Genomic DNA, 22,687 nt, shown 5'->3' with positions numbered 1-22,687 from the left:
CTCAGGGCTTCACATCCGCGGCGCCCAAGCCGCCTTTCAACACCGACGCATTCAAATCGCGCTCCGCGAGGATGTATGCCGCCGCCGAGCTGCGCCGGCCCGTATCGCACACCACCACGTAGTGCACATTCGGGTCCAGCGACTTCAACTTCAGACGAATGAAATACAGCGGCAGGTTGAGCGCGCCTTCCATGTGGAAGGTCTCGAACTCGCTCGGCAGACGCACGTCCAGCCATTTGCCGCCCTGGGCCACGATCTGCCTGGCCTGATCGTAGGTGACCCAATGCAGCATCGGCTCGTTGAGCAGCTTGCGGAAATCATCTTTCGCCAGCCGCATCAGCGCGCCATCGGTGAGCATGGTGATGTTCGCGTTGCGCTTCGCATCGGCGATCAGCGCCTCTTCGCCGAAGGTGTCGCCCATGCCGAGCTCGGCGAGCTTGATGCCGGCCTTGTTCAGCGGCGTCTCGCGCGTCACCAGGCATTTGCCTTTGACGATCACATAGAAGTAATCGCCATCATCGCCCTGCTTGATGATGACATCGCCCGCCTTGGCCTCGAGGCGCTGCATGCGCATGAAGATGGCCTGGATGTTGGCGGGTGGAATGCGATGAAACGCCTTGGTCTGCAGCAGCGTCGTCATCCAGTCGTCGCTCGCCGGCGCCTGCTCGTTGGCGCTGCTCAGCTCACCGACCTCGTAGGAGCCGGTCTGGTCCCAGGTCAGCATCATGTCGAGCATGTCGCTGTCGATGACGATGAATTCGACGCGCTCGGACACGGCACGCGCGCTGTAGCGTCGGGGCGTGAAAGGGGCGATGGGATTGCGGGCTTCGGGAGAGCCGGCGCGCAATATCTGCACGCTGCGATCGTCCTTCAGCAGCTCGAGGACGCCGCTAACCAGGTAAAACGTCCGCTTGTCGCTGTCGCCCTCCTTGAACAGCAAACGCCCCACGGACAGCTCGCGGAGCACGGTCTTGCGCGCCAAGGTCTGCAGATTCTCGGGTTTTAATCCGTCGAGCGGGGAAAATGACCGAAGCAGGCCAAGATCGAGCGGCTTGCTCTCCATGTGTCTCCAATGTCGCAGGGGGCGGTTGCCCGAGCAACGCGGCGTCGGGCCTGAAAGATCTGCCGGAAATGGTAGCACAGCCGATTTGGCGGTAAGGCCGCGCTACCAGCCGCGATCAGCGCACTAAATCCCACCCTTCATCCGGCGCGAATCGGTCCCCATGAACTCTTTGTAACTCTTGTAAGCGGGCGATGACGGCGTCGACACCGCGTGCACGGGCGTATTGCAAGGGACCGCCCCGGAAGGGCGCGAAGCCCGCGCCGAAGATCACACCGGCGTCGATCAGATCGGCATCCTCGACAATCCCCTGCCGCAGTACGGCCACCGCCTCGTTGAGCAGCGGCAGCAGCAAGCGGTCCTGCAAATCATCCGGCGCATGCTGGCCCGTGGCGGGCGGCTTCACCGGCTTGTCGTTCTGCCACACATAGAAGCCTTCGCCGGTTTTCTTGCCGAACTTCTTTTGCGCAAACGGCGTCGCGAGCACCGGCGGCACGTCCGCGCCCGTCTCGAAAAAGACTTTGCCGACGCTCATGACCACATCGAGACCCACCACGTCGGCGAGCTCGATCGGGCCCATCGGCATGCCGAACTCTTCGGCGGCGCGATCGATGAGGGCCAGCGGAATGCCTTCCTGCGCCGCGCGCACCGCCTCGCTCAAATAAGGCATCAATACCCGGTTCACCAGAAATCCCGGCGCGCTGTGACAGGCGATGGCCAGCTTGTCGATCTGGCGGGCGAAGCCGAGCCCGGCCTGCACCTGCTTCGGATCGGTATTTTCGGCTTGAATGACTTCGACCAGCGGCATGCGCGAGACCGGATTGAAGAAGTGCAGACCGATGAGTCGCTGAGGTTGCGCGAGTTTCTCGGCCAGCTGTTCGAGCACGATGCTCGACGTGTTGGTCGCGAGGATCGCAGTGGGTTTCAGCTGCGGTTCGACGCGCGCGTACAGCTCGCGCTTCGCATCGAGATTTTCGTAGATGGCCTCGATCACGAGATCGGCCTGCGGTACGCCCGCGCCCGGGACGTCCGCGGTCAAGCGGCTCATCACTTCATTACGCTTGGTCTGATCCGGATAACGCTTCTCGAAAAACTTCCTCGCCCGTTCCATGGCGGGCGCGACGTATTTTTCCTCGCGATCCTGCAGCGTCACCGTGAGTCCGCGAGCCGCGCACCACGCAGCGATATCGCCGCCCATCACGCCCGCGCCGACGACGTGCACGTGTTTGATCGGCTCGCCGCCGCTCTTGCCCGCGGACTTGAGCCGCTCCTGCAAGAAGAACACGCGCACCAGATTGCGTGAGGTCGGCGTGCACAGCAGATTGCCCATCGAGCGCGCTTCGGCCTCGTAGGCGCGTTCGCCCGAGGCGCCGTAGTCCTGCCACAGCTCGATCAATTTGTAGGGAGCAGGGTAGTGATCCGGACGGGCACGCTTCGCCACCTGCGCTCGCATCTGCCCGGCCAGGATGGGGCGCACGAACCCCAGGTTCAGCAGCCGATGCTTGAACGACATCGTCTTCACCGGCGGCGGGCTGAGCGCGACCTGCCGGGCGACCTCGCGCAGCTGGGCCGCGGGCGCGAGCTTGTCGACCAGCCCCATCTGCAGCGCCTGCTTCGGGCGGATGTGCCGGCCGGTGAGCATGAGGTCCATGGCGGCGATCGGGCCGGCCAGCTGAACCGCCCGCACGGTGCCGCCCAGGCCTGGATGCACGCCGAGCTGCACTTCGGGAAAGCCCAGAGTCACCGACGGGTCATCGGCCGCCACGCGATAGCGGCAGGCCAGGGCGACTTCCAGACCGCCGCCGAGGGCAAATCCATTGATTGCGGCGACGGTGACGCAGCGGAGCGCGGCGAGCTTGTCGACCACCTGCTGCCCCTGCCGGATCATCCGATAGGCCGCCTCGGGCGAATTGATGCCGACGAAGCCTTTGATGTCGGCGCCGGCGATGAAGCCGTTCTTGGCGGAGCTGACGACCAGCGCCTTCGGCGGCGTGCGGGACAGGGCGGTGAGGATGGCGTCGAGCTCCTCCATCACCTCGCGCGACAGGCTGTTCACCGCGGCGTTGGCCTTGTCGATGATCAGCCAGGCGATGCCGTTTGCTTCGGTCTCCAAACGCCAGTGGACGGCGCCGCTGGCAGCGGCCGAGGCTTCGGTCATGGTCGACTCCCGCAGTTGTTGTTCATGCAATCCCCCACCCAATTACTGTTTTTCCTTAATGGTGGCCTTGGCCCACGAAGCATCCCTTCCCGTGGCATGTCGTTGAGGTTGGGGAAGTCGAAAAATCCGAGCTTCCTCAAGTTCGCGGTCGGATGTTGAAGTCGCAGATCAGCGGCCGGTGATCGGAAAAACGCACGTCCGGCACCTCGAAATGGGTCACTTCGATGCCGTTGGAATACAGCACGAAGTCCAGCTCCTTGCGCGGCTTGTGGCTGGGGTAGGAGGGCAGCCCCAGGCGGTTCGCGCTCTTCAGGCCCGAGGCCTCCATGAACAGGTAGATCTCGTGGTCGCCCCAGAAGGTGTTGAAGTCGCCGGCCACGATCACCGGCTTGCTGGCGCGCTTCACCAGCTCGTGCAGGTGGCGCAGCTGGTCGTGGCGATGGCGGAACTTCAGCGACAGATGCACCAGGAAGATGGCGCATTCCTCGAGCTCCAGCTCGATGATCAGGCGCTTGATGCCGGTCTCGAAATAATGGAAGCGCTCGCCCTCGACCCGGGGCGCCGCGAGGAACGCGTTGCCCTGCTTGCGCACGATGGGCATCAGCTGGTTGATCGAGGCCGTGCCGTATTTGCACTGGTAGGTCGAATAGTGGCCGAGCGAATCGGCGATCTGCTTGGCCTGGTTGACCAGCCCGGAGCGGATCGAGCCGGTATCGATCTCGATCAGCCCCACCAGGTCCGGATCGAGCGACTTGAGCCAGTCGGTGATGCCGTTCAGGACGCGCGTGTTGCTGCGAAGGTAGCCTGCACCGGGCACCGGCAGGTGGAAGGCCGGGCCGAAACCGGTGGCATACCGGATGTTGTACAGAACGAAGCGCATCGTGTTGGCGTGAGCTCAAACCATCGGCTTAGGAGCAAGCGGACCGAGCGCATTCTACAGCAGCATTATGGATTAGAATGGGCCCATCATCGCGGCGGGAGCCAGCCAAGTGGGCAGCATTTCTCAACACAATCCGGTGCGACTGTTCGTCAGTCATGCGTTCGAGCCCTCGGACGATTATCACCGTGTGTTCGAGTATCTGGAGAGTTCACACAACTTCTACTACCGCAACTGTAGCAATCCGGAGCTCGCCACCAGCTCGCGCGAGGCGATGAAGGAGGAGCTGCGCAAACAGATCAATCTCGCAGAGGTGGTGATCGTTCCCGCCGGCTTGTACCAGCGCCACCGGGAATTGCTCGACTTTCAGTTGAATTGCGCCAAGGGCTTCGAAAAACCGGTGATCGTGCTGGAGAAATTCGGGGTCAAGGAGAAAGTACCGGTGCAGCTGGAAGCGCTCGGCGACGAGATCATCGAGTGGAACGAGCGCTCCATCGCGGACGCCATCCGCCGGCAGGCCCGTCACGAGGACACGGCCCGCTGGGACACCATCGAGTTCAAGCTGGACTGATCGGTCCTAGTCTTCGCCGACCGCGCGCAATTTCGGTGCACGCTGTGCCGACTGTAGGCGGGCCAGCACACCCAGCATGCCGACGATGCGGACGGCGCAGCCACCGGCCTCGGTGTCGGACATCTTGCGGACGGTCGCCTGAATGGCCGTCTCGCCCTTCATCGGGCGGACACAGCACATGGCGGAGGACAAAGAGGTGTATTCGTCGCGGATCTCCCGCGGCAGCTCTTCTTCTTCCAGATCGGCAAGGTGCTCGCGAAAAGCTTCGGCAAGGCGATGCTTGATCGGCCCGGCGGAGGCAAGCACAACCGTAGCGGCGAAAAAATTCTCCCAGGCGCTGCTCATTCAACTGACTCCCGGATGGGTTAGCCGCTGATGGCGCCAAGGATCAAATCGATCGTTCCAGCAACAACAACGGCGAGCGATAGCTGAGAAGTGACTCAGTCCGCCCGGCGGCATTTCTGTGTCCGCTCAAGCGTCTATGGCCGGAATATACTCCAGCGACTTCGAAAGGCAACGGCCCTGCGAGAGTTTTTTGGCAGCGCGATGAGGTTTGTTACGGAATGTGGTCCGTTTGCTTAGGTAATGCTCTCCTACAGGTCAGCGTAGAAGCGTAGCCGCCTCAATATGATGCCTATGCACCTGCTGCCCCGGCACTTGCATGAATGACACTCGTCCACATACTTGAGCTTGCCGAAGGCAGGCGGTTTCGAGGTGACCATGGCGACAGGGTGGGCCGGCGACGGCGCAGTTCAGGATCAGATCGACGCGACGGTGAAGGACGCCGTGGAGCGCGCCAAGCGCCTGTTGCCCAACGGTCCGAGCCTGACCCATTGCGCCGATTGCGGAGCCGAGATTCCCGAAGCCCGCCGCAAGGCCGTCCCCGGCGTGCGGCTGTGTATTCCGTGCCAGGAAGCCGACGACAAGGAAAACGGCGCGTTCAGCGGCTACAACCGCCGCGGCAGCAAGGACAGCCAGCTGCGCTGAGATCGATTTAGAAATATCCCTCTTCTACGGCCCCCCCAAGCGCCTCGCGCATGCGTCGCGAGTCCGCCGGAGGGTTCGTGCATGAACGATTCTTCGCCGCCCCGGAGCGTCGGCCAAAAGGAAACGAGTATGCGCGACCCCGGTGGCAAAATTTTGTGCCAGAGGCGTCAAGCCCGCATTAAAAACCTGAATCTGGCGCAGGCGTACAACGACCATGGCGAATCCGCTGGGACGAGGCTCATTTCACCGGCGCGTCCACTGTCACCGCTCAACGGCGACAGCTCGGGCGGCGGTGCGGCCGTGTACGGCTCGGACGCGATGGGCGGTGTGATCAATTACCTCTTCAAGGATGACTTCGAAGGCCTGGGGTTCGACGCGTCGATTCCATTTTCGAGCGGCGGCGACGGTACTACATGGGCGTTCACGCGAAATTTTTAGAATGAAACCATTGACCCTTGCTCGCAAGGTTGCGGTGTTGTTGGCTTTCGTGGCCAGCGCACCACTCGCAAGTCACGGTGCCGACGCGGACGGCCGTCGCTTCGCTTCGAATCACCAGGGTGTGTTCGGCGGGCAGAAGCTGCGCTACTCGGCCATCGTCGAGGAGCGCTTCATCACCGATGCTGCCGGTAAGCGCACAGCCAGCATCTTCACGACGAGTTACATCCGTAGCGATGTTCCGAAAGGCGCGCAGCGACCCGTGATGTTTGTTTTCAACGGCGGCCCGGGCTCGGCCTCGATCTGGCTGCACATGGGCTACGTCGGCCCGCGCCGTATCGACTTCAAGGATGTGGTGAAGCCGGAGACGGTGCCGCCGTTCAACACCGTCGACAACCCCGACAGCCCGCTCGATGCCGCAGACATCGTGCTCATCGATCCGGTCGGCACGGGCTTCAGCCGCATCCTGCCGGACGGCAAGCCGGAGCAGTTCTACGGCACGGCGCAGGATGCAAAGGTGACTGTGGAGCTGATTCAGCGCTGGACGCGTGAGAACGATCGCTGGAACGCGCCGAAGTATCTGCTCTCCGAAAGCTACGGAACGATTCGTGCCGCCGTGGTCGCACGGCTGCTCGCCGGCGGGCCGATGGAAACCGGGTCGATGGAGGGCACAACCCTCAACGGTGTCATTCTGCTCGGCCAGGCGATGGATATGGGCGGATCTGCTGGAGACGATGGCCGCTACATCAACACGCTGCCGACGCTCGCAGCGACGGCTTGCTATCACGGCAAAGTGACGGGGTGCTCGGCGGCAGGGCAGGTCGATGCTGCCAACAAATTCATCAATGAGGAATATCTGCAAGCGTTGCATGCGGGCTCACGATTGACGGACGCTCAGCGTGACTCCGTCGTGAACCGGCTCGCGGCGCTCATTGGACTGTCGCCTGCGGTCGTGCGCGAGAACAATCTGCGCCTCAATGCCAGCGCGTTTGCACGCTCACTGCTTGCCGATCAGGGCAAGGAGCTGGGTATGTACGACGGTCGCTACACCCTGCCTCTGGCAGCAAGCGGCAAAGACCCCGTGGCCGACGATCCCGCGATGGGACAGTACGTGCCGGGCTTCGTTGCAGCTTATAACCTCTATGCACGCAAGGACCTTGGCGTCTCCATCGCCGACGAGTATCAGCCCATCGCATTCCGCGCAGTGAATGGCCCGTGGGACTACGGTCGTGGCCCGGGCGGTGGCGCGGATAAGAACTTCGCTACTGACCTTGCCGTCGCCATGCGGCGTAACCCACAACTGCGACTCATGGTGGGCACCGGCTACTATGACCTCGTGACGACACTCGGCGCGGCGGACTACACCGTCGCACATGCGGGCATCCCGTTGGACGCGACGCAGCTCTATCTATATCCATCCGGACACATGCCGTACCTGGGCACCGAGGCACGCGAGGCCCTCGCTAAAGATGTTCGCGCATTCATTGCCGGAGCGAAGAAATAGATTGATGTCGAGTCGTAAGTTCATTGCCCTCGCGGGCTCGATTGCCGGACTCGCATTTCTCACTGCGTGCTCCACGGCGCCGGTGAAATCTGCGGCGATGGCGCCGCGTGTGGTGCCGCCTGGATTGGATCCTGCGCAGCGGCCCGATCCGTTCGCATCGACGTACCAACCGACGCCTGCGCCTGCGGTTGCGATCATCAACGCGACGGTGCTGACGGCGGTCGGTCCGCGCATCGACGGCGGCGCGGTGCTGATCCGTGATGGAAAAATCGTGGCCGTCGGTCGTGACGTAGCCATCCCTGAGGGAACACGCGTGATCGATGCCGCTGGCCGCTGGGTCACGCCGGGCGTCATCGATCCACACGCCCACATCGGCTCGGGCTCCAGCCCTGGTGCCGCCAATGGCGAAGGCGGGAATGAGACCGGCCCGACTGCCGCCGGCATCTGGATCGAGCATGCAATCTGGCCGCAGGATCCGATGTTCGAGCGAGCGCGTGCGGCTGGTGTCACGACGTTACAAATATTGCCGGGCTCCAGCACCCTGTTTAACGGCCGCACCGTGACGCTGAAGAACGTGAGCGCCACGAGCACGCAAGGAATGAAATTTCCCAGCGCGCCGTCCGGATTGAAGATGGCCTGCGGCGAGAATCCAACTGGCGGTCCCGGACGACCCGCCACGCGTGCCGGGAACATGCTCGGCTATCGCACCACGTTCATCACGGCGGCGGAGTACGCGCAGAAGTGGGCTGACTATCATCGACGCGGGACGGGAGACCCACCCAAGCGCGACTTGATGCTCGAAACCGTCGGCGCGGCCTTGCGTGGCGATATCAAAGTTCACATTCATTGTTATCGAGCCGATGAGATGGTGCAGATGATCGACCTCTCGCACGAGTTCGGTTTCCAGATCGCCGCGTTTCATCACGCCACCGAGGCCTTCAAGATCGCACCGCTGCTGGCGCGGGAGAAGATCGCCGTCGTGACCTGGGCCGGTGACTGGTCCGGCTACAAGATGGAAGCCTACGACTCCATCATGGAGAACGCCGCGTTCGTCGCCAAAGCCGGCGGCGTGGCCGCCATGCATTCCGACAACGTGATGTTGTTGCAGCACCTGAATCACGAGGCGGCGCGCGCAATGACCGCAGGCCGCGAGGCGGGCCTGGGCACGACGCCTGAGGAAGCTGTCCGATGGCTCACGATCAATCCGGCCCGGATCATCGGCGTCGCGGATCGAACCGGCTCGCTCGAGCCCGGCAAGATGGCGGACGTGGTGCTCTGGAGCGCCGATCCGTTCAGTGTGTACTCGATGCCGGATCTGGTGTTCATCGACGGCGTGCTGGTCAGCGACCGCGCAGCGCCCTCGCCAACGCCTGCCTCTGATTTCGAACTGGGTAACGTGCGACGCCCGGTGTCACCTGCACGGCCAGCGCCTGAAGGACTCGGGAGCACGCCATGATGTTGCTTCGAGCACTGCTGCTGTCCGTAGTGGCGGTGACGGCGCACGCCGAAACCATCGCCATCACCAACGCTCGCATCCTGACGATGGGCGCTGCCGGCGACATTGATGGTGGCACCGTCGTCGTTCGCGATGGAACGATCGTGGCGGTCGGAAAGTCCGTCGCCGTGCCCAGCGATGCGCGGGTCATCGACGCCAAGGGTCAGATCCTGACGCCCGGCATGGTTGCGACCGTCACGCCGCTTGCGATCAACGACACGATCGGGTCGGGCTATGCCGGCCGCGCCTCGACCAACCCCACTCTGAGCGCCGCCTTCGATGTTTCCTACGACGTCGTGCCCACGTCACCGCAGATCGGCGAGGCGCGTATCGAAGGCGTCACGCGGGCGGTCGTCGCGCCGAACGCACCGGGCGGCCCGAATGTGACGCGCATCTTCGGCGGCCAGGTCGCGATCATTCACTTGGGCGATGCCGCCGACCTCACGGTCAAACGTCACGCCGCCATGTTTCTGGATACGGGCGAGCAGGGCGAGGCGGTCGCGGGCGGCGGGCAGGGCGCACTGCAAGTTCGACTGCGCCAGGCGTTCGCGGATGCCCGAGCCTATGCGAAGAATCGCGGCAGTTTCGATGCGGCACGCCTGGAGGAACAATCGCTCTCGCGGGCCGATCTGGAGGCGCTGATCCCGGTCGTCGAAGGACGCCAGCCATTGCTCGTGGAAGTCGATCGGGCGCCGGACATTCACAACATCCTCACGCTGGCTCGCGAGCAGAACGTCAAAATCATTCTCTCCGGCGCCGCCGAGGCCTGGATGCTGGCGGATGAGATCGCGGCCGCCAAGGTGCCCGTGGTGCTCGATGCCGAAGAGAACCAAGCCTTCACTTTCAAAAGCCTGAACGCCACTTACGAGAACGCCAGAATCCTGCACGATGCCGGCGTGCTGATTGCATTCAAACCCAGCGTGGCACGCATCGTGTTCCTGATTCGCACGCCGAGGTTCATCGCCGGCCGCACGGCACGCTTCGGGCTCTCACCTCACGACGCGCTGGCGGCAATCACCCTCAACCCTGCCCGCATCTTCGGGTTCGCCGATCGCTTCGGCTCTATCGAGAAGGGGAAGGACGCGGATCTCGTGCTGTGGAGCGGCGACCCGCTGGAAACGACGAGCGTGGCCCGGATGGTGATGATCCGCGGCGTCGAGCAATCGCTGGCCGCGCGTAACCGCCAGCTACGCGATCGCTACATCAAATCCGTGCTCACTCCTTAGGTGGACCACTCTTCATGATTCGTATGCGCCTTTCTGCCGCCATCGCGATGGCTACGCTCACCATCGCCATCTACTCGATCGATGCGTCCGCCGATGCGCCTGCCTCGCCGTTTGGTGCCGTGAATATTCCAGGCCCCATCGTTACCCATCACAAAGGAACGTTTGGGGGCAAACGGATCAGGTATGAGGCCGTCGTCGAGCCGTTCGACGTCACGGACGCCTCCGGCAAGCCCGTCGCGCGCCTCGTATCAACCTCTTACATTGCCAAGGACAGCGATGCATCCGCGCGTCCCGTCCTGTTCGTGTTCAACGGCGGTCCCATCGTGGCCACGACACCGCTGCACATGGGCGCATTTGGACCGAAGCGCGTCGCGATCCCGGATGACATCAGCGTCGATCCTGCGAGCTTCAAGGTCATCGACAACGTCTATGCGCCGCTCGATGTGGCCGACGTCGTGATCTTCGATCCTGCGAACACCGGCTTCAGCCGCACATTACCAGGCGTGGCTCCGGAGAGTCAGTTCTCCGTCGTCGCCGACGGCCGGCAGCTGACCGATCTCGTGCAGCAGTGGGCGAGAACTCACCGCCGGGTGTCATCGCCGAAATATCTCGTCGGCGAAAGCTACGGCACGATGCGGGCGGTGGAGGCGGCCGATCAATTGCAGAAGGCCGGCATGCCGCTCGAAGGCATCATGCTGCTCGGCCAGGCGGTCAACATCATCGAGTACGCGCAACGTCCAGCAAACATTCTGAGCTACGTGGTCTCGCTGCCCACGCTGGCGGCGATAGGCTGGAGTCACAACGTCACGGATCGCAAAGGCCGGACGTTCGATCAGTTCATCAAGGAGGCGCAGGATTACGGCGCTGGCGAATATCTCAATGTGCTGTTCCTCGGCAACACGGCCGCGCCTGAGCGCCGTGAAGCTGTTGCCCGGAAGCTCCAGGAGTTCACTGGACTGTCAGCGCAGTCGTATCTGGAGCGCGATCTGAAGATCACCAAGGTGCAATATCAGCAGATGTTATTCCCTGGGTATGTCCTCGACACCAATGATGCGCGTTACAAACGACCGGCGGCGCAGGGCAACCACGATGAAGAGCTGCCGGGCTACGCGTCTCGCTATTCACCCGCAGCCATCGAGCACTTTCATAAGGAGCTCAAGGTACCCGAGATCGGCACTTACTTCACCGGCATGCCCACCGCCGGCGCCGGCCTGAACGGCTGGAACTGGGGCCCCAACAAATCGCCGTTCGGTGACTGGCCGTATGTCACGCAGGTTCGCGACGTGATGAAAGCAAACCCGAAGTTCCGCGTGTTCGTCGGCAACGGCTACTACGACACGCAGACGACCATCGGTGCCATGGACTACCTCATATCACAGGCTGGCTGGCCGATGGATCGCGTGCGCTCGTCGTACTATCAGGGCGGCCATCTGTTCTACACCGTCGAGGCGAGCCTGAAGAAGCTCTCGGAGGATGTGCGGGCGATGGTTACACGTCAGTGGTGAGCGGAGCGTCAGCGACGGTCTCGTCGCTCATCGAGGCGGCACGGGTATTGGCGGCAGCGTAGGGCCAACCGCTCGGAGCCGGATCAGAGCGAGGCGCCCGCATCCGATGATGTCGGCGCTTCCTGGCTAGTGAGATGGCCTTCGAGCATCGGCTCAAGCATTAGCTCCAGGATACCTGCCTGGCGTTCGGCGAAATCCGTGGTCATATGGTTCGCATCCCGATAGACCAGGATGCCCGAACGCACGCTTGGACAGACGGTGTCGCCGGGCCCCCGGGGGAGTAAGCGGCAATGTAAGGGGGTCTACTCAGCATCACTGCTACCTGGACCCCTCACGCGCTCATGCCTCATTCCGCTCCGTTGCTGCTCAGGCAGGTACGCAGGATGGTGATTTCGTCCATGGCGAGTTGCTGCCTTGCGTGGGGCCTCAGCGCGGACGCCGGCGCACTTCGCGTTATCTCGAGTGCGGCGGATGCAGTGAGCGGCGATGATGTCTTGGTGCAGTTGGAGCCGCCGTCGGACCCGCAGTGGCGTGTGATGCTGAACGGGCGCGATGTGAGCCAAGCGTTTCGTCGCAGCGAGAATTCGGCGTCCCTGATCGCACTCGTGAGCGGAATCAAGCCGGGACGCAACCGATTTGAGCTTCGTATCGATGGCACGAGCGCCGAGTCGTTGGAACTCACGGGACACCCTAAAGAGGGCCCGATCTTCTCGGGGCCGCGCCAGATGCCGTTCATTTGCCAAACCTCGATGAACGGGCTCGGCCCCGCGCTAGACCGTAATTGCAATGCGCAGACCCGGATCTACTACTACTACAAGTCGACGGCCCCCTCGGCCGTCTCCGGTGAGCGCTCGAACGTGCCCGACGCCGCGCCGGACGCGCTGGCGGAAGGATTCAAGATCTACGATCCCTCCAAACCCGTCCCCGCCGACGTGGCGCAAACGCTGACCAGCGATGGGCGACGCGTCAGTTACATCGTTCGGCGCGAGTTGGGCACGATCAACCGCGCCGTCTACGACATTCAGTTTCTTCATCAGCCGGGAAGCCCGTTGCCGACGCCCTGGGCGCGTCAGGCGGGAAGCTGGAATGGTCGACTCATCTATGTCTTTGGGGGCGGGTGCGCCGCCGGCTACCGTCAAGGGACGCTGGGGGCGATGTCGGAGGATCCGCTGATCGCCCTGGGGTACGCGGTCGCGACGTCGACCTTGAATAAGTTCATCAACCTTTGCAATGACGAGGTGTCCGCGGAAACGTTGTCGATGGTGAAGGAGCATTTCACCAAACAGTATGGCGCGCCCGCCTACACGATCGGTAAGGGTGGCTCCGGCGGCGCCGTTCAGCAGTTGCTGATCGCCCAGAACCATCCGGGCTTGCTCGATGGCATCGTCACCATGGGCAGCTTTCCAGACATGCTGACGACGCTGGTGATGCCGGTGGATTGCGCGCTCCTGGATGATGCGATGAATACCTCGACGCTTGCCTGGAGCAACGAACAGAAGAGCGCCGTCTCGGGATTTGCGACTTGGCGAACGTGCAAGAACACCTGGTTGTCCTATGCTCGAATGCCGCAAATCGTTCGACCCGACAACTGCGATCCGTCGATGGATCGAACACTGATCTACGACAAGCAGCGAAATCCAACGGGAGTCAAATGTGACTACACCCGTGAATGGAGCGCGCTGGGTCGCGACCCGAGTACGGGCAGTGCCCGTCGGCCGCTCGATAACATCGGCGTTCAGTATGGCTTGCTCGCCTTCAATAGCGGGCAGATCGATGCGGAGCACTTCGTCGTGCTCAATGAGCGCATGGGCGGCTATGACCCCGACGGCAACATCATCACGGGCGCTCGCATGGAGGGAGATGTGGTTGCGATTCGCAATGCCTATCGCAATGGACTGGTGCTCACCGGCGGAGGGGGCCTGAGGGATATTCCGATCATCGATTGGCGCACGTACACCGATGACCTAGCGGACAACCACGTCCTCGCAGGCTCCATGATGATCCGAGCCCGGTTGCTCGCTGCGAGCGGCACCGCGACCAACCACGTCATGCTCGTGCTGCCGCGACCTGAACTTATTCCTCTGTGGACGGCGCAGGGCAGGCAGAATCTGCTTGCAAACAATGCTCAAACAGAAAGTCGATTCGTACGCAGCATGGATGATTGGCTCGGCCGCATTGAGCGAGATGAACGCTTCAGCTCGACCGCCGAGCGAATCTCGCGCAATCGTCCGGAGGACGTTTCGGAGGGATGTCGGGCCGCCGATGGTCGGTGGATCGCTGAGGCGGCGAGTTATTCCGAGCCGGGGGAGTGCAATCGGCAGTACCCGCCCTATGGAACCCCTCGACTGGCCGCCGGTGGGCCGGTGACGGGGGATGTGTTGAAGTGCGCATTGAAGCCGATCGATCGGCGCGACTACGAGCGCCCCTTGAGTTCAGCGCAACTTGCGAGGTTGCAGGCGGTCTTTCCGGTCGGGGTGTGTGACTACGATCGTCCCGGCGTGGGACAAGAGCAACCTAAATACTCACCGACGAGCGCGATGCCGAGGCACGCCGTTACGAGCCGCCGCTCTGCAACGAATGCCGTGCTTCCCTGAGACTTACGCGTTCCGCATCGAACGGGGCGACCCGCACCGCCGGCTCATGAAGGTCACCCGCTAATCGCTCGGCGGTTGCAAGAAAGTCGCTTGCAAACTGCGCGACTGTGGTTGCGGAAAACATCTCCGATCGATAGAAGATTTGGACCAGAATGCCGTTCTTGGTGTTGCTGGCGGTCCAGACCAAGTCGTAGATGTCGGGATAGTACGCATCGTGCTTGAACTGAAAAGGCCGCTCAAAGCGCTTCACTTTAAGTTGATCGCTTTGCCCCTCCTGAGCCTGCGAGGCATCGATCTCCTCAAGCCGCTGCCATGGTAGCCACTGAAACAGCGTGCCTGCCCGTAACTGCGGATGCTCCTCCACGATCCCGCCGAAATCCTTGTGCTCCATGGCTCGTTGGAATTCGTCGGTGACGTACCGCAGAAGGTCGTAAAAGCGTTCATCTGTGCGCAGCTGCATCAGCAGATACACGCTGTGGGAGCAGTAGCCTGCGAGCCCTTCGTGCTCTGGAAGATCCCGACCATGCACCGTGGTCGTCACCACGAAATCCTTCTGGTCGCACGTTCGCGAAACGACTGCCGCGAAGACGGCGATCAACGCCATCACGGGCAGCGTTCTGGCGTGCTGAGCGGCGTCCCGCAACTGGTTCGTGAGCGTCGGGCCCAACGGGAGGCTCACGCAGGCCAAGCCGTTTGCACGGGTATCGCCGATCGGGTCCCTCGGCCATCGAATCCCCTGAGCGCCGGCGAGATGCTTCAACCAGTAGGGCCGATGGTTCCTCATCCATGCGTGATGCCGCAGCTGCTGCCAGCGCGCATAGTCGGCGTTCTGCATCGGGGGCGCGCTCACCGAGAGACCGCGCCCGAGCGCCACGTCCCCATACGAAGACCATAGTTCTCGAAACAACAGTGCCAGAGTCGAGCCATCGAAGATGATGTGGTGAATGGCGATGAATAGGACATGTACCGTCGGTGTCAGCTTGATGAGCTTGGCTGCAAACAACGGACCCACCGTCACATCGCAGCGCTCGTTGCAGAGTGAATCGATGATCACCTTCAGTGTCTGATGGACGACGTCTTGCGGGATGCCGGTGACATCCAAAACCTCGAGGTACTGATCGCGGAGATCGTCGATCCATTGCTCGGGCTCCTCGCGCACTTGAATCAGTCGGGTCCGCAGCACGCTGTGACGACGTACCAGTGCGCGTACCGAGCACTGCATGGCCTCTACGTTCAAACGGCCCTCGATCTGCAAAAGGATCGGAGCTCGTCGGCTCTGCAGGTGACCGTTCCGCATTCGATCGAGATAGATTCGTTGCTGCTGCGTGAGCGGCGCCCGCTGCGTGCCCGGGGGCGGGCTCAGCGCGAGGCCACCCTCACGCACTTCCGTCACGATGCGCGCCTTGAACGCGCGCAGCGCCTCGCGCTCTTGGTGCGTCAGCGCACCGGGTGCGGCCAGATAGTGTAAGTCGCCCTGGTCGACCCACAGCCGCACGTTCTTTCGTTGTAACGACTCGAGCAGTTCGTCGAGTTCAGCGCGAACGTCGTGCGGGCCGGCCGCCATCACAGCACACCGTGCTCGAAGTCGACGGCAGGCTCGACCGCGGCCTCAGTCGTCGCCGAGCGTGCCGTCGCAATGGCCGCAACCATGTCGATGAAGGCGGGACTGCCAAAAATCGTGTGTGCATATAACTTGATGCCAAAACGACGTTCGATGGCAGCACTCAACTTGAAGACGGTGAGGGAGTCTCCGCCGAGCTCGAAGAAGTTGTCCTGCCGCCCGATGCGCTCCAACCGCAACAGCGCCTGCCAGAGCTCTGCCAGCGCCCGCTCCAGCTCTCCGCGTGGCGGCTCGTAGTGCTGGCTCACAAAGTCAGCGAGCACCGGGGCGGGCAGCGCCCGCCGATCCGGTTTTCCATTTACCGTCAACGGCAGGCTTGGCATCGACACGATGGCACTGGGCACCAAATGGTCGGGCAACACCGCCTTCAGCTGTGCCCGCAAGGTATCTGCGCCGACTTTACGGGACCGATCCTCAGAGACGACGTACGCGACCAGCCGCTTCTCGCCCGGCGTGTCCTCTCGTGCAACGACGAGGGCATCCTTCACGCCGTGTTGACTGCGTAGGACCGCCTCGATCTCCCCCGGCTCGATCCGATAGCCTCGGATCTTGACCTGCAAATCATTGCGGCCCAGGAACTCGATATTGCCGTCGGCACGCCATTGACCGAGGTCTCCGGTGCGGTACATTCGTGCGCCCTCGCTCGGCTCGAAAGGGTCCAGCACGAAGCGCTCCGTCGTGAGCGTAGGGTGATCCAAATAGCCGCGAGCAACACCCGGACCGCCGATGTAGATCTCACCGACGCCCCCCATCGGTACAGGTCTGCCATGCTGATCCAAGATGTAGACGCTGGTATTGGTAATAGGTCGCCCGATGGGCAGTGCCGTGATGCCGGGGTGCGTGGGCGGAATGGCAAACGCGGTCGCGAACGTGGTCGTCTCCGTCGGACCATAGACGTTGATCAGGCACTGAGGGGGAGTGGCTTTGGTCAGGGCGCGCCTCACGCACGCAGGATTGGTCACATCCCCACCCGTGAGCAGGTAGCGCAGGCCGCTGAACGCGGCTTCAAGTTCGTCCACGTATTCGTGGAACAAGCCCACCGTGAGAAACAGCGCCGTCACCCGATGCCGTACGAGCGCGGCGTTCAAGGCCGCAGGCTCCAGCACCACGGCCTGTGGCACGATCAGCAAACGGGCGCCGTTTAACAGCGGGGCCCAAACCTCCCAAGTCGTCGCATCGAAGGAGGGGCTTGCGCAATGGGCGATGCAATCGGTGGGTCCGACCGGCACGCAATTGGAGTTGATGACCAGCCGCACGACACTACGGTGCTCCACCATCACCCCTTTGGGCCGTCCCGTCGACCCTGAGGTATGGATGATGTAGGCCAACTGTCGAGAATGGAGTCTCGGTACGTGAGGATCGTGGGATGCGGCTTGGGGTTCTTCAGTCGACACGAGCAGCAATGGTGTCGATGACGCCAGACTCGTCACCTGGTGCGATAGAGAGGACGGCGCGAGAATCGCAACGGGGGAGGTGTCATCGAGCATGAAGTGGAGTCTTTCGGGCGGGTAGCTCGGATCGAGCGGCACGTATGCGGCGCCTGCTTTCAAGATCGCAAGGAGCCCGATGATTTCCTCGATGCCGCGCTCGGTGTAGAGGCCCACTCGATCATCGGGCTGAACGCCGCGCTCTAGCAGCTGATGGGCGAGGCGATTGGCTCGACGGTTCAGCTGTTCGTACGTGAGTTCTTGCTCACCATAGAGGGTCGCAATCGCCCCGGGCGCACGCCTCACCTGCGCTTCGAAGAGCTCGTGAATAAGCGCCTGCGCGGGATACTCGGCGGCAGTCCGATGGTTGTGTTCGTGGAGTTCGGCGCGCTGCGCCGTACTCGGGGAGGCCGCAGGTACCTTGTCCCGAGGGAGCGATGCATGGCGGGGTTCGGTCATTGGACTCTCCTTTCGCGCGCTCAGCGGACGGCGGCGTCCCCGCCGCGTGCGCATCCGGAGGTCAATAACAACATGGTTAGCGCCAGGTTAGAACGCGTGACCTGCACAGCCCGTGTGTTGCTTCACGCTCAGGCCTGGGAATTGCGCGCGACCGCAAGTCCCAGGCGTTCTCGCCGGCGCGCGAACTCAGTGTTGGAAAGTTTGAATTTCAAGAACCCATGAGCAAGGGACGAGCGGCAATGACGACGCAGGTTGCTCAATCTGAGCACTCCATCGGAAGACACACGCCGGCATGGGTTCAAGCGTGGCGGTAGCGACCCGCGTTGCGAAGACGTTGCGCATCCCGGCAGGGGGCGGGTGCGCGAGGCCAACACGCGGCACACTACCGCCCGCGATGGCGTGCGCTGGGACACCGGCGCGTGCAAGGCGCGCGGGCCGATGTGTCAGGACTGGCTACGTAGGCGATCCGGTCCCCGCCGCGTCTTCTCTAGTGCTGTAGGCGCCCGAGCATCTTGTCGAGCAGCGCTGGGAACTCCGATCGCTGGTTCGTGTGAGGAAATGGCAGGGCGGGCACGGGAACTCCAAGAAAGTCACATAGGGGTGCCCAGCCCTGCTTGACCTCGTACACGAGCAAGCGCGCGGGTGGAATTCGGTGCCGGACCTCGGCGTTGTGCTGCTCGTAGGCCGCGATCATCGAATCTCGATCGGGAAGCTCGCGACCAAAAAGGAATGCGGAATATTTCCGGCCCTGTGACGTGCCGCTCAGCTGCAGGATCGTCGTTCGATAGGACTCGAACCAGGCCTGCGGCTCGCGTAACGTCAAAATGACTTTGGCTGAGGGGTACTTTTCGGCAAGCTCGAGGTAGAAGCGGCAGCTCGGCGAGTCGACCATCGAGGAAAACCCCTCAAAATATTGGTCCCAATCGATGGTTTCGTGATTGAAGACCCGATCCCAGAACGCCTGCCCGCCTTTGAAGTGGTGCTCATCGGATGTATGACAGCACGGCCCAAAGCCGAGGTGCTCGAGGGCGGACTTGAGCGACAGTGTGCCGGTTCGTCCGAATCCGGCGCCAATTACGGACAACGTCATGAAGGCTCCTTACGCAACCCAACAAGGGATGCATGCGCGTTTGTCTGGCCTTGCTACGTCGAACGTGCGGCACGGTCAATGGTCCGCTTCCGGGCACGTGCATGATGCGGCCATGCCCACGTTGCCGAAGGCGCAGCGTACGTCGGTCGCAGCGGCGCTATCTTGCCCGTTGGCAGCGCGCCGCACAGAGTTGCAGTGTTGTTCTATTTGGACGTGACGAGGCGACTCGATGCTTGGCTGTGGCAGGAGGGCCGGTGAGCGCGGCGAATCACTCCAAGCTGCGTGCCTCAAGCACCAAGCGTTTGAGCTCGGCCTGCAAGGCAGGTAGGCGAGGCGCGTAGTCGGGCGACTTGATGAGGTTGTGCTGCTCGCCCGGGTCCTTTGAAAGATCATAGAGTTCTGATTCCTCCGGATATTTCAACCAATGGATGAGCTTCAGGTGTTGCTGACGAACAGCGACGTAGGACAGATCGAGTAGCCAGGAGAAGGGACGCTCGTCGGGCGCATGCTCGATGAGGAAGGAATCCCGCCACGGCGTCGTCTTCGCGGTCAGTAGCGGCTCAAGGGAATGGCCCTGCATCGTCGGTGGTTGCGGGAGGCCGGCGGCCGCGAGCACCGTGGGCGCGATATCGATCTGCAACGTCAAGTTGTCGTTAACGCGGCGGCCTTCGCGCATCCAGGGTTTGTAGTAAACGATCAAGGGCAAATGAATCACCGGCTCGTACGGGAGCCTGCGCTCCAGCGTGAGGCCATGCTCGCCCCAGTTCGTGCCGTTGTCGCTGGTAAAGATGATGAGCGTATTGTCGAGACGCTTCTGCCGCTTCAACTCATCGAGTACGCGTCCGAGCCCCTCGTCAATCGAGAGCAGCATTTCGGCGCGTCGGCGGACCGTATCGGGCTGAGCATCCAGTCCGAGGAGTTCGCCCCACGTCTTCTGGATCTCAGGTTGATTCCGAGCGTCGAGTGCTCGGGCGAGAACGGGCTTGCCTTTGAGGTCCTCGGATAGCGTTGCGGCCGCCTGCGGCAGGGATATCGGCACGTCTCGGTAGCGTCCCGAGTGTCGGGCCGCAGGCTCATAGCGCATGCCGTAACTCAAATCCACCGATCCATCGGGGAGCTGATGTGCGTCCGGATGAATGGCTTTGTGAGCGAGGTAAAGCAGGAACGGGCGCTTCCGAGGCCTGCGCACAAAGTCGAGCGCTTCATCGGTGAGTACGTCCGTCACATACCCTTCCACCTGCTGCAATCGGCCTTGCTTCCAAATCTCAGGGTTCCACAGCTTGCCCTGGCCGGGGAGGGCCGCCCAGAAATCAAACCCAGGCCGCGGCGAGGGGTCGTTGCCCATGTGCCATTTGCCGACGTAGGCCGTTTCGTAGCCGCTTTGTTGGAGGAGCAGTGGAAAGGTGAGCAGGGATCGGCCCAAGGCGCTTCGATCAGTATTGTCGATGACGCCGTGAATGGCCGGATGCTGTCCGGTGAGCAAGGTGGCTCGGTTTGGTGAGCAGATCGTTGAGACCGAGTAGAACTGCCTGAATGACATGCCCTCGTTGGCCAGTCGGTCGATGTTCGGTAGCTTCACGAACGGATGGCGTGCGCTCGGGTCCACCTCGTCGTAGCGCAGTTCATCGATGAGCACAACGATGATGTTTGGCGGCGTGGCCGATGTCTGCGCGTGCGCTAACGTGATCCCAAGAAACAGGAACGAGGCAAACAGTCCCAGCCCAATCCGTGGAAACCTCATCGATGCCTCCGAACGTGAGCAGGTTCGAGTGAGTGTGAAGCATGCACTCGATGCCGCGCTTTGCGATTGAATATCACGAGTTGAGAGATGTTCTCTCTGGCGAGCGTTGAGTATAAGGGGATCGAGTAAGCTCGGCGTCGCAAATCCGTGCGGAAAAAATAATTGTGACTGAACGATGGATCAACGGGGATGAGCTTCGCTTTGAGTCCGGTCTACAACCAGATGTGTGTCGCATACGAACGGAAGGGGCGGGCGGTATGGATATCGATTGGTCACACTCACGCTCGATGAAACGCTCTCTCGTCTATGTTTGCTTCGGTCTCGAGGCCGTATCCATCGCTGAAGATCCAGGGGCACTTCAACGTTGAGGATCTTGCAGTAGCGATCCGGTTGAGCATGTAGGCGATCGTGGGCACGAATCGGATAAGAAAGCGCGTACGCTTTGGCGTCCAGATACAGTGTATGAACTCTGCGGACGTAGAACGCTTTGAATTGACGGAAGACAGTGAGCCTCATCGGAAGATCAGCGTGCTTCGCTACTCTGTAGATACAGGCGCACGGTTCGTCGCGACGGACTCACAGAAGAGGCGATGTCAGCCTTCGCGGAAAATGTGGCGTGCCAGATATGGCCGTATTGGAGAGATTTCATCCCCAGCTTGCGCGCGTCCAGCTGCCAAGCGCGGTACTGCCTATGTGACAGCCCAAGAGAATTGCCGCGAGAAGGGGTCAATGGATGGTAGTCAGAATGTGTTCGTTGCTGGTGCTCTCGATCGTCTTGTTGTGGTGTCGGTCCGCGTCAGTCGCGGCGGAGCCCGCCCGGCAGCTCGGCCCCGTGCAGATCCTCCTCTATGCAGAAGTGAGGGAAGCGACGCATGGATGGATGGGCGATTCACCGGCCGCGACGGGCAGGCTCCCGCGGAGTTTGCTCCGCCGCCCGCGCTCTCACATCTCACTAGCGCTTCGCTTTCGCAGCTGCGCTCCGCGCCCATTCTCAATTGGCGCAGAGACGATGACGGGCGGGTCACGCCTGTCCTTGCTGCGCCAAGCGGCCATGGTGCAAGGAGACGGTTTGCATGTCATCCTCGTCGGGCATGGCCGCGATGCGATCCGCCGTTGCGCTTCGCCGAGGAGGCGACGAGCGGGCGGGGATCGTCATCCAATCTCGGGCGGTCCATGGATGAGGGACACGTTCGGAGGCTCAATTGATCATCGATGCGCTCCTGGCGTTGTTGAAGGCACTTCTGGTCAAGGCGATTTCCAGTGAGCTGGCCGTGGTGTTATCGGAGATCCCTGCCTGGCTCGTCAAAAAGAGTGCCGCTACGCTGCGCAAGGATGCAGAGCGGACGGCAGCGCTGTGGCTCGCGGATCTCGATGCACGCAAAACGCCATTGCGCAAAGCCATCTTTGCCGCAAGCGTGTTCCGGACCACCATGGCATCGCGCGGTGGCTTTGCACCGAGGCGCCGAGCCGTGAAGCTCAAACTGCGGCGTGCGATCCGGGCATTTATGCGAGCACAGTCTCCCTTCATCGACTTGCCCGATGGTGGGAAAGCCTGGGGAGTGGTCGTGGTCGGCGGCGTGATCAGCGGAGGCGTGGTGAGGCCGGAGCGGTGCCGCGGCGATTGAAGTGACAGGGGCGATTCGATGGTTCGCTGCCGCTCGCTACCTGTTCTACCGACTACTCCAGTCGGAGCCGAAGATGATGGGAGCGGTCGGGTGCAACAACCGGAAGCTTTGACCCGTCATCCGAGGACCTCGGCACGTCCTGGCTCATCAATGCGCCCTCGAGCATCGGCTCGAGCATCAGCTCCTGGGGTGGACCACTGATCGGCGTGCGAATCCCCGAACAGCACCACGGTCTTGGCGGCATCGCTCGCGCCAAAGATGCATTTCACGGGCGCCACGTCGGTGAAGCCGATCAAACAATTCCGGCCGCTG

Annotated in this window: 19 protein-coding genes; 9 read left to right on the top strand and 10 right to left on the bottom strand. The window is 62.2% G+C overall.

The window, feature by feature from the left end; translation table 11 throughout:
- Window position 1: 1 nt before the first annotated feature.
- From EKO19_RS34765 to EKO19_RS34755, 3 genes are all read right to left on the bottom strand, one after another.
- Window positions 2-1,063 (bottom strand): cyclic nucleotide-binding domain-containing protein, encoded by a 1,062-nt coding sequence (locus EKO19_RS34765; protein ID WP_129782036.1) that lies wholly within the window; start codon window positions 1,061-1,063, stop codon window positions 2-4.
- 115 nt (window positions 1,064-1,178) lie between these two features.
- Window positions 1,179-3,218 carry a 3-hydroxyacyl-CoA dehydrogenase NAD-binding domain-containing protein gene (locus EKO19_RS34760; protein ID WP_129782035.1) on the bottom strand — a complete coding sequence of 680 codons (2,040 nt, stop codon included), beginning with the start codon at window positions 3,216-3,218 and terminating at the stop codon, window positions 1,179-1,181.
- 136 nt (window positions 3,219-3,354) lie between these two features.
- Complete coding sequence (locus EKO19_RS34755) at window positions 3,355-4,098, bottom strand: endonuclease/exonuclease/phosphatase family protein (RefSeq protein ID WP_129782034.1); 744 nt, start codon at window positions 4,096-4,098, stop codon at window positions 3,355-3,357.
- Window positions 4,099-4,207: 109 nt separating this feature from the next.
- Here EKO19_RS34755 and EKO19_RS34750 point away from each other — a divergent pair, with 109 nt between their 5' ends.
- Window positions 4,208-4,666 (top strand): TIR domain-containing protein, encoded by a 459-nt coding sequence (locus tag EKO19_RS34750; protein WP_129782033.1) that lies wholly within the window; start codon window positions 4,208-4,210, stop codon window positions 4,664-4,666.
- 6 nt (window positions 4,667-4,672) lie between these two features.
- Here EKO19_RS34750 and EKO19_RS34745 read toward each other — a convergent pair whose 3' ends face one another.
- Entirely contained in the window at window positions 4,673-5,011 is a 339-nt protein-coding gene (locus EKO19_RS34745; protein ID WP_129782032.1) for a hypothetical protein, read from the bottom strand.
- Between the two features lie 375 nt (window positions 5,012-5,386).
- On the opposite strand from EKO19_RS34745, the gene EKO19_RS34740 reads away from it, so the two are divergent.
- The 6 genes from EKO19_RS34740 to EKO19_RS34715 all read left to right on the top strand — a co-directional run bounded on the left by EKO19_RS34740 (window position 5,387) and on the right by EKO19_RS34715 (window position 11,818).
- Entirely contained in the window at window positions 5,387-5,653 is a 267-nt protein-coding gene (locus tag EKO19_RS34740; RefSeq protein ID WP_129782276.1) for a DksA/TraR family C4-type zinc finger protein, read from the top strand.
- A gap of 81 nt (window positions 5,654-5,734) precedes the next feature.
- Complete coding sequence (locus EKO19_RS34735) at window positions 5,735-6,091, top strand: hypothetical protein (RefSeq protein ID WP_129782031.1); 357 nt, start codon at window positions 5,735-5,737, stop codon at window positions 6,089-6,091.
- 1 nt (window position 6,092) lies between these two features.
- The gene (locus tag EKO19_RS34730; RefSeq protein ID WP_129782030.1) at window positions 6,093-7,592 is read left to right on the top strand and encodes a S10 family peptidase; all 1,500 of its coding nucleotides are present in this window, start codon (window positions 6,093-6,095) and stop codon (window positions 7,590-7,592) included.
- A 4-nt stretch (window positions 7,593-7,596) separates the two neighbouring features.
- Window positions 7,597-9,048: an amidohydrolase gene (locus EKO19_RS34725; RefSeq protein ID WP_129782029.1), complete on the top strand. Its 1,452-nt coding sequence runs from the start codon at window positions 7,597-7,599 to the stop codon at window positions 9,046-9,048.
- Window positions 9,045-10,313 (top strand): amidohydrolase family protein, encoded by a 1,269-nt coding sequence (locus EKO19_RS34720; RefSeq protein ID WP_129782028.1) that lies wholly within the window; start codon window positions 9,045-9,047, stop codon window positions 10,311-10,313. Before EKO19_RS34725 ends, EKO19_RS34720 begins: the two co-directional genes overlap by 4 nt.
- 23 nt (window positions 10,314-10,336) lie before the next feature.
- Window positions 10,337-11,818, top strand: a complete 1,482-nt coding sequence (locus EKO19_RS34715) for a S10 family peptidase (RefSeq protein ID WP_175597308.1) — start codon at window positions 10,337-10,339, stop codon at window positions 11,816-11,818.
- Between the two features lie 83 nt (window positions 11,819-11,901).
- Here EKO19_RS34715 and EKO19_RS39620 read toward each other — a convergent pair whose 3' ends face one another.
- The gene (locus tag EKO19_RS39620) at window positions 11,902-12,024 is read right to left on the bottom strand and encodes a hypothetical protein (protein WP_281281150.1); all 123 of its coding nucleotides are present in this window, start codon (window positions 12,022-12,024) and stop codon (window positions 11,902-11,904) included.
- 192 nt (window positions 12,025-12,216) lie between these two features.
- Here EKO19_RS39620 and EKO19_RS34710 point away from each other — a divergent pair, with 192 nt between their 5' ends.
- Window positions 12,217-14,412 (top strand): DUF6351 family protein, encoded by a 2,196-nt coding sequence (locus tag EKO19_RS34710; protein ID WP_129782026.1) that lies wholly within the window; start codon window positions 12,217-12,219, stop codon window positions 14,410-14,412.
- On the opposite strand, the gene EKO19_RS34705 is transcribed toward EKO19_RS34710, so the two are convergent.
- From EKO19_RS34705 to EKO19_RS34690, 4 genes are all read right to left on the bottom strand, one after another.
- Complete coding sequence (locus EKO19_RS34705) at window positions 14,372-15,976, bottom strand: condensation domain-containing protein (RefSeq protein WP_129782025.1); 1,605 nt, start codon at window positions 15,974-15,976, stop codon at window positions 14,372-14,374. The genes EKO19_RS34710 and EKO19_RS34705 overlap by 41 nt on opposite strands.
- Window positions 15,976-17,919 (bottom strand): non-ribosomal peptide synthetase, encoded by a 1,944-nt coding sequence (locus tag EKO19_RS34700; protein WP_175597306.1) that lies wholly within the window; start codon window positions 17,917-17,919, stop codon window positions 15,976-15,978. Before EKO19_RS34700 ends, EKO19_RS34705 begins: the two co-directional genes overlap by 1 nt.
- A gap of 487 nt (window positions 17,920-18,406) precedes the next feature.
- Window positions 18,407-19,009, bottom strand: a complete 603-nt coding sequence (locus EKO19_RS34695; RefSeq protein ID WP_129782023.1) for a sulfotransferase family protein — start codon at window positions 19,007-19,009, stop codon at window positions 18,407-18,409.
- A 268-nt stretch (window positions 19,010-19,277) separates the two neighbouring features.
- The gene (locus EKO19_RS34690) at window positions 19,278-20,750 is read right to left on the bottom strand and encodes a sulfatase-like hydrolase/transferase (protein ID WP_129782022.1); all 1,473 of its coding nucleotides are present in this window, start codon (window positions 20,748-20,750) and stop codon (window positions 19,278-19,280) included.
- Between the two features lie 1,202 nt (window positions 20,751-21,952).
- On the opposite strand from EKO19_RS34690, the gene EKO19_RS34685 reads away from it, so the two are divergent.
- Window positions 21,953-22,375 carry a hypothetical protein gene (locus EKO19_RS34685; RefSeq protein ID WP_129782021.1) on the top strand — a complete coding sequence of 141 codons (423 nt, stop codon included), beginning with the start codon at window positions 21,953-21,955 and terminating at the stop codon, window positions 22,373-22,375.
- 116 nt (window positions 22,376-22,491) lie between these two features.
- Here EKO19_RS34685 and EKO19_RS38980 read toward each other — a convergent pair.
- Window positions 22,492-22,687 (bottom strand): hypothetical protein (locus EKO19_RS38980; protein ID WP_217705795.1); only part of this gene is annotated, 196 nt, incomplete at its 5' end.

It is taken from the genome of Peristeroidobacter soli (genome assembly GCF_004138485.1).
Taxonomy (GTDB): domain Bacteria; phylum Pseudomonadota; class Gammaproteobacteria; order Steroidobacterales; family Steroidobacteraceae; genus Steroidobacter; species Steroidobacter soli.
This window is presented reverse-complemented; position numbering and strand designations above follow the sequence as displayed.

Bases quoted from the DNA above. Each gene is read 5' to 3' on its own strand.
- EKO19_RS34765 (WP_129782036.1), bottom strand. From the start codon at position 1,063: ATGGAGAGCAAGCCGCTCGATCTTGGCCTGCTTCGGTCATTTTCCCCG.
- EKO19_RS34760 (WP_129782035.1), bottom strand. From the start codon at position 3,218: ATGACCGAAGCCTCGGCCGCTGCCAGCGGCGCCGTCCACTGGCGTTTG.
- EKO19_RS34755 (WP_129782034.1), bottom strand. From the start codon at position 4,098: ATGCGCTTCGTTCTGTACAACATCCGGTATGCCACCGGTTTCGGCCCG.
- EKO19_RS34745 (WP_129782032.1), bottom strand. From the start codon at position 5,011: ATGAGCAGCGCCTGGGAGAATTTTTTCGCCGCTACGGTTGTGCTTGCC.
- EKO19_RS34740 (WP_129782276.1), top strand. From the start codon at position 5,387: ATGGCGACAGGGTGGGCCGGCGACGGCGCAGTTCAGGATCAGATCGAC.
- EKO19_RS34735 (WP_129782031.1), top strand. From the start codon at position 5,735: ATGAACGATTCTTCGCCGCCCCGGAGCGTCGGCCAAAAGGAAACGAGT.
- EKO19_RS34730 (WP_129782030.1), top strand. From the start codon at position 6,093: ATGAAACCATTGACCCTTGCTCGCAAGGTTGCGGTGTTGTTGGCTTTC.
- EKO19_RS34725 (WP_129782029.1), top strand. From the start codon at position 7,597: ATGTCGAGTCGTAAGTTCATTGCCCTCGCGGGCTCGATTGCCGGACTC.
- EKO19_RS34720 (WP_129782028.1), top strand. From the start codon at position 9,045: ATGATGTTGCTTCGAGCACTGCTGCTGTCCGTAGTGGCGGTGACGGCG.
- EKO19_RS34715 (WP_175597308.1), top strand. From the start codon at position 10,337: ATGCGCCTTTCTGCCGCCATCGCGATGGCTACGCTCACCATCGCCATC.
- EKO19_RS39620 (WP_281281150.1), bottom strand. From the start codon at position 12,024: ATGACCACGGATTTCGCCGAACGCCAGGCAGGTATCCTGGAGCTAATG.
- EKO19_RS34710 (WP_129782026.1), top strand. From the start codon at position 12,217: ATGGCGAGTTGCTGCCTTGCGTGGGGCCTCAGCGCGGACGCCGGCGCA.
- EKO19_RS34705 (WP_129782025.1), bottom strand. From the start codon at position 15,976: ATGGCGGCCGGCCCGCACGACGTTCGCGCTGAACTCGACGAACTGCTC.
- EKO19_RS34700 (WP_175597306.1), bottom strand. From the start codon at position 17,919: ATGACCGAACCCCGCCATGCATCGCTCCCTCGGGACAAGGTACCTGCG.
- EKO19_RS34695 (WP_129782023.1), bottom strand. From the start codon at position 19,009: ATGACGTTGTCCGTAATTGGCGCCGGATTCGGACGAACCGGCACACTG.
- EKO19_RS34690 (WP_129782022.1), bottom strand. From the start codon at position 20,750: ATGAGGTTTCCACGGATTGGGCTGGGACTGTTTGCCTCGTTCCTGTTT.